The 11971-nt window shown below is 39.4% G+C and carries 10 protein-coding genes; all 10 read right to left on the bottom strand.

Annotated features, from left to right (window positions below):
* Positions 1-888, bottom strand: an 888-nt coding sequence (locus B4237_RS14200; RefSeq protein WP_286943645.1) for a PepSY-associated TM helix domain-containing protein, incomplete at its 3' end; no start/stop codon positions are given.
* Positions 888-1181, bottom strand: coding sequence for a hypothetical protein (locus tag B4237_RS14195; protein ID WP_007483345.1), 294 nt, complete (start codon positions 1179-1181; stop codon positions 888-890). The genes B4237_RS14200 and B4237_RS14195, both read right to left, overlap by 1 nt.
* A gap of 80 nt (positions 1182-1261) precedes the next feature.
* Positions 1262-3514: a TonB-dependent receptor gene (locus tag B4237_RS14190; protein ID WP_278595002.1), complete on the bottom strand. Its 2253-nt coding sequence runs from the start codon at positions 3512-3514 to the stop codon at positions 1262-1264.
* Between the two features lie 93 nt (positions 3515-3607).
* On the bottom strand, positions 3608-4225 hold the full coding sequence (locus B4237_RS14185; RefSeq protein ID WP_278595003.1) for an RraA family protein: 618 nt from the start codon (positions 4223-4225) through the stop codon (positions 3608-3610).
* A 9-nt stretch (positions 4226-4234) separates the two neighbouring features.
* The gene (locus B4237_RS14180; protein WP_278595004.1) at positions 4235-4984 is read right to left on the bottom strand and encodes a (2Fe-2S)-binding protein; all 750 of its coding nucleotides are present in this window, start codon (positions 4982-4984) and stop codon (positions 4235-4237) included.
* Between the two features lie 9 nt (positions 4985-4993).
* Positions 4994-6907 carry an IucA/IucC family protein gene (locus B4237_RS14175; RefSeq protein ID WP_286943643.1) on the bottom strand — a complete coding sequence of 638 codons (1914 nt, stop codon included), beginning with the start codon at positions 6905-6907 and terminating at the stop codon, positions 4994-4996.
* An 8-nt stretch (positions 6908-6915) separates the two neighbouring features.
* Complete coding sequence (locus B4237_RS14170; RefSeq protein WP_278595006.1) at positions 6916-8757, bottom strand: IucA/IucC family protein; 1842 nt, start codon at positions 8755-8757, stop codon at positions 6916-6918.
* 18 nt (positions 8758-8775) lie between these two features.
* Entirely contained in the window at positions 8776-10203 is a 1428-nt protein-coding gene (locus B4237_RS14165; protein ID WP_278595007.1) for a DHA2 family efflux MFS transporter permease subunit, read from the bottom strand.
* A 20-nt stretch (positions 10204-10223) separates the two neighbouring features.
* Positions 10224-11657 (bottom strand): lysine N(6)-hydroxylase/L-ornithine N(5)-oxygenase family protein, encoded by a 1434-nt coding sequence (locus B4237_RS14160; RefSeq protein WP_278595008.1) that lies wholly within the window; start codon positions 11655-11657, stop codon positions 10224-10226.
* A partial coding sequence (locus B4237_RS14155) for a ferric iron reductase (RefSeq protein ID WP_286943639.1) occupies positions 11650-11971 on the bottom strand: 322 nt, incomplete at its 5' end. The genes B4237_RS14155 and B4237_RS14160, both read right to left, overlap by 8 nt.

Below are 11971 nucleotides of genomic sequence, written 5' to 3'. Positions count from 1 at the left end.
ATTTAAGGTAATAATATTTTTATAGTTATATTCAAAACTAATCACCGCATCTGCTTTATTGGGTTTTCTTACTTCAAATTTATCTAAAAATGCCCCTGTTTGTGTCTGAGCTGGTAATTGCTCAATAAATTTTTTAAACGGCTGCATTGTTGTAGATGACGATGATGTAGAGGGTTTCGCCATCTCTATATACTGCATTTCATTATAAAATTGAGGAATCCCTGCTTTCCCATAATGCTGCGACAGTCCCCACGGCAATACTAGATAAAATAGAATCAATAAGCCTGTAAACCCCATAATCAAATAAAAAGGAAACGTCACAATGCCCGTTATATGGTGTAGGTCGAGTAAAGATCGTTGTCCTTTATAAGATCGGAAAACAAAGAACTCCTTGATGATTTTCTTATGAGTAATAATCCCTGAAATCAGGCTAATTAAAAAAATAATTGAAATAATAGCGACAATAAAACTACCAATTTTGCTGGGTAGCGGATACAAGGTGTAATGCAATTTAAAGAATAAATCACCACCCAAAGTATCATGTACTGGATTCAGTAACTCGCCAGTGAGTGGATTCTGTAATTGTTGATACCGTCCATTTTCATCTTGCCATTGTAGTAAATTGACAGGCATTCGCTCGTTTGCAACAGTGACTCGCCAACGTTTCGCATCTTCAGCATTTTGGTTAAGATAATTAAAAGCAATTTGAGCGGACTGTTGAGTAGATGGAATATGTTGAATACGACTCATTGCTTCAGGTTGCGCCCAGACATTCAACTCTGTACGAAAATAAGCGACGGAACCTGTAAAAAATATAAAGAAGATACCCCATAAAACAACAATGCCAAACCAGCTATGCACAATGGCTTGTATTTGACGAAAATTCATTAGGTCATTCCCCATCTGTTTAATAACCAATAACCTGCAAGAAGTAATACTCCTAAACTATTCATACTCCAAAACCAAAGTTTAGATATCACCGCAGTGGCTAATACCACATAGAAAATGAAGAAAATAAAACTTAAAAATACGGCCAAATAGACGTTTTCTGCTGTCGCAAACGGTAACCAATTTGCCAAAACCAAACTTAGCCAAGAGCTATAACAATAAGCTGCAAGACAGATGAAAAATACTCTGCGATAAGTCAGATTAAATTTTTCTTGTTTTTCAATTCGGCTCATCTTAATTACCTTGCACTCAAAAAAAGCTTACAGAGAAAGAAATACTCATTATCCAATCAATATTTCTTTCTCAAATTTTATTAGTAATTAATTGTATAGCTTAGTCCATAGGTACGACCTTCAGCAGGTAAACTTGATAACTTAGCAAATGAGACAGCCGATTGTTGGCTATATACAGTACGATAATCTTTGTTCCACACATTATAGACACCAAAGTCTAAGCGCCCTTTTCCTACAGGGAAATGTGTTAGCACATCCATGGTGGTATAACCTGTAATTTTTGCCGCTGAGTTTGGAAGGATATTATCGTCAGTTACAGCAACGAGATCATCTTTGGCTGCTTTATCCGTACCTTTAACCGCTAACATTTGTACGCGAACGCCATAACCCTCATCATTATTCCATTCACCAAATACCGTTCCTTTGGTCGGAGAAACTTGGTAAGCATTGAGTTCACGCCATTTCCCAGCAGCATCCTCGTATTGTCCGCGGGTATAACCAAGTGTTCCGCCGACTTTAAAGTTTTCCATGAATGGATAACTTGCTGTGAGCTCTGCACCATATACACGTTGATCTGCATCAGCCACACTAGCAGAACGGTTAGCATTAAACTGTACAACCTTATCGGACGTATTATAGAAGCCTGTTACACCAAGATTTAAACCATCATCTTGGTTTAAACGCCAACCCAATTCATAGCTATTCACTGTGATCGGTTCAATATTCGCTGTTGAAAGCGTATAAATCGCAACATCACGTAGCATACGTTGAACATCTGGATAACTGAAACCTTGTGAGAAGTTCGCAAAGACTTGCTGATCATCCGTTAATTTGTATACAGCGCCCAAATTGAATAGAAACTTGTCTGAATTGGTTGAGTCACTTGGAATGACGGTCAAATCAGCACTTTGCCCTTGAGCTGCTCGTTGAGCTTGTCTTGATGGAATATAAGCATCTGTATCTGCTTTGATATATTGATAACGCGTACCCGCTTGGATATTTAAACGATCCGTCAGTTCATAATCAGCTTGTAAAAAAGCACCGATATTTTGAATCGTTGTATCAGGTCCAGCACCATAACTTTTGCCTGTACTTGTATAAGTTAGACCATTATCCAATGCATTCAGTAAGTCATAGTATTGATGATCTTTTTCATGATCGTAATCTAAACCATACGTTAGTTTTAAGGCACGATCAGCAACGCTTAGTTCTTTTTGAAGTGTTGAGCGAAGCCCAGCAACTTCAATCTCAGATTGTGATTGGCTTGCAAATTGAGTCAGTGCATAAACAGGGAAAAAACGTGCATTTTCTTTACGGTAATATGCCTCAAGATTTAAGGTTTGCCCTAAAAACTCTTGATTTTGATATTGCGTATTTACTGCATAACGCTCAGTGAATGGTTGATTATCTAGTTTCAACCCTTTGACTGCTTTATATGAAGGATTGTTTACGACATCGCCCGTATAATCACGTCCATATTCTGTGTCTTGCTTGTCTTTATAATATTGCGCACCAAAGTTCAAAGACTGTGTATCGGTTAAATCAATATTCAAGCGACCATTTACATCGATTGTGTCGGTATCTTCACGGCTGGTCTGGTATGGATCGGTTGCGATACGCTCTCCCTTACCATCGAATTGAGAACCTCGACTGGTAAAGTTCGCACCTAAGAAACCATTGATATTGTCTTTATCGAATGAAACGGTTTGTCCAACTTCATAAGCTAAACCATCGCCACGGAATGTATCAGATGAAGTGATTCCAACTTTGGTTTCAAAGCTCAATGGTTTTGATGTATCAGCACGCTTGGTAATGATATTGATGATGCCACCTGTAGCACCAGAACCATAAATACTTGTAGCGCCTGAAATGATCTCAATACGTTCAATCATACTCGGGCTAATACTATTGAGTTGTCGTGATACATCACGCGAACCTGTTTGAGATACACCATCAATCATGACCAATACATTACGGCCACGCATCGTCTGACCATAGTTACTCGTAGTTCCACTACTTGGTGCGAGTGATGGAACAAGTTGCGCTAATACATCAGCAACTTTACGCCCTGCCGTTGCTTGCTGCGCAATTTGATTATGGTCAATGGTTTGAACAGTCCCCGCAATTTCTGCAATATTTTTTGGCGTACGCGTAGCTGTAACAACGATTTTCTCTAATTGTGCAACAGGTTTTTCCTTAGATTCTTCAGTAGCAACTTCATTTGAACTTGTATCTGCATAGACATGCTGAGCAAACATTGCCATGACAGCAAGACAACATGGTGTCATTTTAAACAGTACTTTTTTCGCCCCAAACTCATTCTTCACTTTCATTTTCTCATTTCTCCAGAGCCCTAATATCACTCAAAAAATATCCAAAAGGCGACTCATCATACTAAATTTAAATATTAATGAGAATGATTTTTATTAAAAATAGTATTCATTAATTTCATTCAGACGAAAAAAATTGTCTTTTTTGATTTTTTCCTCAGTTTCGAGATGTTGAAACTGCTCCAAATATTGCTGTGCTGTCTCAATCGCCAAGACAAAAACGCCATCTGCATCAGCCACTAATAGATCACCAGAATGCACCGTGAACTGATTAATATAAATTTCTGTGTCCATTTCAACCAAGCTCTCACCTTCATTACGCGTGGTTAAGCAACTGACAGCATGTGCAAAAATGGGAAGCTTTAATTTTAATAACGCTTGCCGATCAGTAATAGCACCAAGCACGACTACGCCAGCTAAATCACAATGAATCGCTGCGACACTCCTCTGCTCCCCCCAACATGCACGTTGTAAATCATATCGTGCATCAATGATGAGGACTTCTTTCGACTGACAGCTCATTAAGACATCTCTTAATTTGCTTGCATTTTTTGACTCAAGCCGTGCTGTTCTAATCACACCGACTAGACTTTGTTCAGGAGACATTGGAAAAACATGTGGAATATGCCCTGTATCCAATACATGCCCAATGGTTGAGGTCGCGATATTTTTATACGCCGCTATAAGCGCTTCTAGGTTTATGTTCTGGTTCATAAAATGTTCTCATTTGATCTGTTTTAGCTGTGATGGACAGTTGCGACATAAAGTTTGACCAGCTTCCTCTAACTGAAAATACAAACAGCACTTTTTTCTCATATAGGTTGCAAGCTCTGGATGCCAGTGACTCCAAAGACGAACAAAAGGATTTTCAGCTAAATGAAAACTTTGAGCTGAACGCATTTTGATGAGCTGTTGTTGTTGCTGTAATTTTTCTTGCATCTCAGGACTTATGTTTTGCTGTGCCCATGAGTGATAGAACTGCACCACACGAACCGCAGCATTTTCCCAAAGCAAGGCATAAGACACTCTTCCAACCTTAGTGATCTGTTGGAACAAACAATTGAGCTGATCAAAAATCGCACCAACATCCTGCAAAGACATCACTTCAAGAGATAAAGCCTCAGAGTTTGTCAACTGCAATGTCCGATCCCAGTACCATTCACAGGGTAAGTTGACAGCTAAGATTGAACTCTGCCATTTCACAAAAGTTAAAGATGCCGCATGGCAATAAAGAAAAGGTAATATCCAAACAGTAGACCAATATTTGACAAATAAAGAGCTGGCACAGCTTAGGTTTTTAGCATGAATACGTTTTGCAAAGTCTTGCAGGGTCTTCTCACAAATCGAATCATCAAGTAAATCTGCTAAAGTGATCGCCTTTGTGTCTAAGTAACACACCTCCAGTTTCAGATGTTTGCTCAACGCTGAAACTGGCGTGGTTAATCTTGCTTGATCAGCACAGTAACTATTCATGCATGGCTACTATGACTGATTGAAAACTTGCCAAAGTGGATTGCTCGTTTTTCCAATACCTGAAGGCATACTGCCTATTCGAGTCTCTTGTTCAAGCAACGGTCGAAGCAATTGTTTATAAGGCCAATGTGGTGACTCAAACAATAAACGTTGTAACTGCTTTCGAATTTCAGGCTGAAAATCTAATTGTTCCAATATCTGCTGCAACTCAACAGCCAACACCTTCCAAAATTCACGCACTTCAATCTGATAATGTTTCGCCAAAGTCTCGACAATACAGCCAAGGTTGACTTGAATGCCTAAAGTCTGAATGTAGAACAATAATTCTTCGACTGAATCATGATAGAGCGTATTTCTAAAATCATGTGGACTTAAATAATCTGGATCATCCAAACCATTTTGTAATACCCACGGTAAGTAAATACGCAATGAGTCATGATCTCTAAACATCAAGCCATCAAATTGACCATCTTTAAGCACCAGACATAAATTTTGTCCATGAATTTCTCCCATCAACCCCAAACGGAACAGACGTAAATTCACTTCAAAAAAGCATGTACATAATTGGGCGAATTGATCCAACACCTCGACCGTTCCATTCGTTAGCCCTTGTCGCTGCAAAATATAATCAAACACAGCGGGCTGACCTGAAATCTTGTGTCCCAGACTTGCCATTGGAATCAGTTGATACGGCTGCTGCAATAATTCAGGTGGAATATGACGACGTTGAGCGGCTAAATGTGTCGGTTTCTCTACAAATAACCATTCATTATCAGCACTTCGATCTTGCTGCTTTTCTGGTAAATATGACCACCATTGGGTTTCTTCACATAACCATAATTTTTGTTGTAGCACAGGATCTTTTTGCTGTGCTTGTAACAATAGTTTCTGGTTTTTCTCTCCATTAATCATTTTTACGATCGGAAGAAAGCGTAATGAACCAAGTGCTTTAATCCCTATCGGCAATTTCAGACTTTCTTGTGGAATATACTCAGACAATAAACTTCGCATTGAAGCACTGGCGTACATTCCGTTTGAAATAAAATTCAATGGTTGACAGATACCTAAAGCGACATCCTCAGCAAAGAATTGTTCAAATAAATGCTGGAATTGCCACGGATGCACAGGCATGGCGATATGTGATTCACTCAATCCGCGCTGGAACATTTCCTGTTTCAGTTGATGTCGTTCGGCACGATTAATGAAAATTTGGCTAGGCTGTTGCGTAAAAATATCGTCAACACCCTCACCAAATATCATTTTGTCTTTATGTACCGCAACCCAGTGGATACTGAGTTCCTGCGCAAATTCAGGACAATATTGCAGGTATTCCTGTTGACTCAACCCTTCCTTCAACTTGGATAAAGGATGATAAGGACGATCCCGATAACCCGCATATTGCTCTAAAATACGAAATATCTGTGCGGAACTTTGATGCATCAACTCGTGTGTATTCACTTTGTGTTGTTGCAGCAAACGATATTGCTGCAAACACTTCTGGATTTGATCTGCAAAATTTTGAATTTTATTCGTCTGACAGTGTTGAAATACCTCCATATCTTGCAAATATTGGAATAGTTCCAATAATTCAATCGACTGAAGTTGGCCCTGATCATTCGTCTGATCTATTAAGAGAATTTCAGACTCAGCAAAAAAACACCAAGGTTGAGCAATACCTTGATTTACAGGAAAAAAGACACATCGCTTTGATTGCTGCTCAAGTAACAATACAACGTATTGCTGCTCAATTCGTTCATTAAAATATTGTTCTAGATCAATATCGAATCCACTCAGCTTTGCTTGTGCCGTTGCAAAATCAACAACATATTGCTCAGGAATCAACTCCTCGACCAATAAGGCATTCACAAAATCTTGTAAAATCGTTCTGTCTGTCAATTGATAGACAGGTTGCAGCGCATTCATAAATAACCTCACTTCACCTGAGCTTTAAAAGGTGCCAATGGGTTATCAACAAACTTAATTTGAATACGACCATCACCAAATAAACGTCTTTTGGTTAATGATTCAATACGTAACTTGTCGGCAAATACATCAAAGATTTGATAACGCTCAGTATGTTCAGGATGTTGTTGCTGATACTCCTGAATTACATCCGCTGCCCATTGCCAAAAATCTTGTTCTGCCACCGCATAAGTTTGATTTAGAAAAATTGCAATGTCTGTCAGCGCCACAAAGAACAGACATGCACAACTAAAATCACGAATCCCATCCAAGTCGTCAGTCAAAATAAAAGACATACTATTGGTTTTGGCATGTTCAGGCGGTAACTGATCGAGTTCAGGCGCTAATTCTGGATGTGCCAAGTGTGCTGGGCTATAACGTACACCATCATGAAAATCTTTTAGCAACACTCGGGTTGGCCACCCTTTCTCATGTACCAAAATAATATTTTGCCCATGCGACTCCGTCGCAATACCTTCAGCAAATAGTAAGTGAATCAGCGGCGTAATCACTACTTTCAATAATTGACGTGTCCATTTTTCCATGCCGTATTGCTGTATCCATGGTGTAATTAAGGCTTGCCCATCTTTTTGAATATGACTCACCCCATTCAGTGGAATCGCATCTTCGCCTTCACGTAAGTATTGATGCACACTTTCCCGCCATAAACAGCCAATCGTTCCATAGGCTTGTTTTGCATGTGAAGCAGGCAAACGAGTGAAATCCACACTCAAACCATAAACTTCACGCAATACCGCAAAATCTAATTTTTTCGCAGTTTCACTTTGATCAATCAAAGCTTGCAACCAGTCAGTAATGATTGGTCCATTCATCACTGTATGTTTTGCCAGTATTCGTGAACTCGATGTATTGGTTAAACTCATCGAAAGTTTAATATACGGTTTTTCTGGATGCTGAAGATTTGTCACAGTTCGTAAAGACTGCTGCGCCAAATAACGATCATGACTGTGACCTAAATACATAATTTTTTGATCAGCAATTTCTTCGGCAAAAATTGAGATAAGATGATTTTCCCATTGCCAAGGATGAACTGGAATCCACACATAATCAGCGCTTTCTTTAATTTGATTTTTAAGTTTTTGCTGAAATTGGACTAAGTCTTGTGAATTTAGCTGTGCCTTAAAAAATTCTTTTGTATCAATACTATTGGAATGGTTTTCAGCAACAATATCTTTATGTATAGCTAACCAAACGAGCGCCATCGGCTGTGCAAATTCAACGCCATAATGGATATTATCTTGCAAACTGAAACCAACTCGTGACTTATAACAAGGATGATATGGATGACCATCCATTAAATAAGATTCGAGAATATCGTAAGGATATTGAATTGCAGGCAAGGCATAGTTTTCAAAACACACTTGTGACTGTAAATCGTGAATATATGTACGTTTTAATTCAAAAATGAAATCTTCAACTTTCGCGGCGTCTGTAATTGAACGCAGAATTTCATCTATGACTTGATTCAGACGAGCTGGTTGCTGCTTACCTTGCGCATCTTGGCGGAGAACATCTTGATCACGCGCCAATCGAACTAAGTTATAACTATATTGACGCTGACCAGACGCTTTATACTGCACCGTTTGCTGTTGGCGATCCTGCACCTGAACTATAAATTTTTCACCATCATGATCAGCCGCAATGATTTCTTCGAAAATAAGCGCTTGTAATAATTGTTTTATTACACGCTGTTCAACCGCTTTCGACTGTTCAGATTGTGGTTGTTGCCATGCTTGAAAGGTATTTTGAATCAGATGCGTATTTGATAAAACTGGATGTAATTGTCCCATGTTGATCTTCCTAAATATTTAATTCATTTTGTGTTGGTCTGGGAAACGCCATGCATAAGGCAAAGCGCACAAGATAAGCACAGTACAAAAAACAAAAATTTCTTGAATGCCTTTAAATGTGTCCAGCGCTGTATTTGAACTTGTTTGAAAAATGTCTTGGCGTAATTGCAGATATAAAGCAGCAAGTACCACGGCAACTACGGCAAAAAGTCGACGGAACAGATTATTTAACGCAGCAGCCTGAGTGACCAAATGATGCTGTTGCTGACGTAAACTATTTAAACCTGCTGTGGTTGAAGGCATATAAGACAGTCCCATTCCCAAACCATGCAACATCATGCAACAGATAATGAACCAGACATTTTGTACGGGTGCCCATGCAAGCAATGCAAAAGACAATGCGGTGATGATGAGACCAAAGCTTATGATTTTTGACGCGCCGTATTTATCGAGATATTTTCCCGCAGGCTGACTACATAGACCAGTCACAAGTGCGCTACTCATAAGGGCAAAACCCGTCCAGAGCGGACTCAGCTTTAAACTCTGTTGAATCCATAACGGTACAAGCAACATACCGATGAATAAACCAACCGTTTGTGCCACACAAATCATCAGACTAAATCGAAAGCCTTTTACATCGAACAATGCTGGTTCAATCAATGGACGAGTTTGAACTTTTTGCCTTCTAACAAACTGCCGGAATGTTAGGACACAAATGCCAAGCAACAACCAATAGATCGGTTGGACTAAATCTGCAAATTGATGAATCTGACTTAAAGTAACTAACAGCAAAATAATGCTTGTACTTAGATAGATGAATCCAAGCCAATCAAAGGACTGATTCATGTCCCCTTGTTCTTTAGGTAGATAAAGATAACCCAACACTAGAGCGATACAGGCAATCGGCAAGTTGATAAAGAATAAAGCCTGCCAATCGAGCCAGACCAAAACTAACGCACCCAACATCGGCCCGATTGCCAAAGTCAGCATGATCATCGAACCCCATAATCCTGTAGTACTGCCTCGTTGTTCAGTAGGTGTAACCGAAAAGATCAAGCCCAGCGACAAAGGAATCATGAGACCGCTGCAAAAACCCTGCAAGGCTCTCGCGATAAGAACAGACTCAAATTGATTAAATAATCCACCAATTGTCGATGCCAAAGCAAAGCACAACAATGCAGTTAAATAAGTCTGTCGTTTACCAAAACGTTGACTGAAATAACCTGCGAGCGGCAAACTGATGCTCATTGCCAATAAAAAAGCAACAACGACCCAACTCGCCCAAATCTCTCCAATTTGAAAATATTGCATCAATTGAGGAATTGCTGGGTTAAAACTACTATTATTTAAACTTACTGTACCTGTTCCAAGCATCACAGTAAGTAAGACATAACGCTGCAACCCGACTTGAACAGATTGAGCGGTTGGTACAGAAGATTGCTCCATACACTTTTCCTCTGTACAACCTAGTCAATATGCTCTGATAGTTTTAACTGTGAGTAAAACGTTGGCGAAATATGTCGACGCTGATCTGATTTCTGAGAAACACGTGACAGCGTTGAGTCAGCTAACTGTGCATGATTCCGCACTGGTTGATCTAGTTTTACAGATGCAGCAACACCAAACTGTTGGTAAGACTGAGCCTTATCGAGTTTAAATAACTCCCTACCCAAAAGTTGATTGGCAATTGTCGCTGCTCGATATGCACCTAGACCGAGGTCAGGTGTTCCAACACCATGATGAAACACTTCCATATTCTGTAAGAAGATCCGCCCATCACCTTGATAATTCACTTCAAAATCTGAGCTGACATGCCAACGATTTGTCTGATCAAGCGAAATTAAAGACTGTAAATTTTGTAAAAATGCAGGCTTTGGATAGCGATAGCCTGTAGCCGCAATCACACAATCTGCATCAACCAAATACTTCTCATTTTGCTGATGCTGTTCAAAACGCAAACGTAGTTTTTGATTTTCTAGCACTTCTGCATGCTGTAGCTGATGATGCCCTGCCAAAGTCACATCTGTATTTTGACCACCAATACTACGATGATAAAGTCGCTCATAAATGTCACGAATCGTTTTGCTACTAATCCCTTTATATAAATTTGCCTGTTGAACAGGTAACTCAGCTTTCAGTGCGGTAGGTAAATGATAGAAATAGTGCATATAATCAGGGCTAAAATGCTCAAGCCCTAACGGTGTATTTTCCATTGGGAAAAAACCCGCTGATCGAGTTAACCAATGTAAATAGAAGTTGGCTTTCACCTGTCCTTGTGCATATTGACGATCAAATAAGTCGATAAAAATTTCTGCCGCAGACTGCCCTGAGCCAATCAACACCACATCACCTTTTAGTTTTTCAGGACAACTTTTCAAATATTCAGCTGAATGTAAACATTGCGTTGTTTGTGAATAAATATGCTGCAAACTTTCAGGTAAATGCGGAACAGTCCCTATTCCTAAAACCAATTGACGCGCACGATAGCGCTGTATTTCGCCGTTGAATAAAACCTCAACCTCAAAACCACCTTTTACGGGTTGGACTTCAAGAACGCGACTATTAAATTGGACATTATCCAGTTGTTTTACAACCCATTGACAATAATGGTTATATTCTTGGCGTGGAATATATAAATTTTCACGGAAATAAAATTTATATAATCGCTGGTGATGCTTTAAATAATTGAGAAAACTATAGGGACTTGTTGGCTCGACCAAACTTACTAAATCCGCCATAAATGGGACTTGCAGTAAAGCATTGGGCAATTGCATACTCGCATGCCAGTCAAAGCCATCTTTTTGTTCAAAGAATTGATATTTAAGCTCACTTTTCCCTTGCAAAAGACTAGCAAGACTCAGATTGAAAGGCCCCAACCCGATTCCAATAAAATCAAGCATAGCTCACATCCTTCTGCTCTACGAACAGTGGATTTTGCAGCTGCACATAAACAGACTGATGCTCAACAGGTGCGATCAGTTCATCAAGTTCATGTAAACGCGTTAGTAAATTTCCCTTATAAGGCAACGTCTCATTAAACAATAAACCTTGCAATAACGTACTTTCAGGATACTGTTGCAATAAATCTTGTAAGAAACCTTTAAGATGCTCAAGCAGCTCATCTTCAGCGATATAACCCGTTGCACCAATTGCATTAATGATGCCAAACAAAGTATTTCCAAAGAAATAATAACTAGGGTGTGTTGACACTTTT

This window comes from Acinetobacter sp. UBA6526 (assembly GCF_002434875.1).
GTDB lineage: Bacteria > Pseudomonadota > Gammaproteobacteria > Pseudomonadales > Moraxellaceae > Acinetobacter > Acinetobacter venetianus.
Note: the sequence above shows the minus strand (reverse complement) of the source record. Positions and strands in the feature narration are given on the sequence as shown.

What these genes read in the sequence shown, in the direction of transcription:
- B4237_RS14165 (WP_278595007.1), bottom strand. Translation starts at nt 10,203, where the DNA reads ATGGAGCAATCTTCTGTACCAACCGCTCAATCTGTTCAAGTCGGGTTG.
- B4237_RS14160 (WP_278595008.1), bottom strand. Translation starts at nt 11,657, where the DNA reads ATGCTTGATTTTATTGGAATCGGGTTGGGGCCTTTCAATCTGAGTCTT.
- B4237_RS14180 (WP_278595004.1), bottom strand. Translation starts at nt 4,984, where the DNA reads ATGAATAGTTACTGTGCTGATCAAGCAAGATTAACCACGCCAGTTTCA.
- B4237_RS14170 (WP_278595006.1), bottom strand. Translation starts at nt 8,757, where the DNA reads ATGGGACAATTACATCCAGTTTTATCAAATACGCATCTGATTCAAAAT.
- B4237_RS14190 (WP_278595002.1), bottom strand. Translation starts at nt 3,514, where the DNA reads ATGAAAGTGAAGAATGAGTTTGGGGCGAAAAAAGTACTGTTTAAAATG.
- B4237_RS14195 (WP_007483345.1), bottom strand. Translation starts at nt 1,181, where the DNA reads ATGAGCCGAATTGAAAAACAAGAAAAATTTAATCTGACTTATCGCAGA.
- B4237_RS14175 (WP_286943643.1), bottom strand. Translation starts at nt 6,907, where the DNA reads ATGAATGCGCTGCAACCTGTCTATCAATTGACAGACAGAACGATTTTA.
- B4237_RS14185 (WP_278595003.1), bottom strand. Translation starts at nt 4,225, where the DNA reads ATGAACCAGAACATAAACCTAGAAGCGCTTATAGCGGCGTATAAAAAT.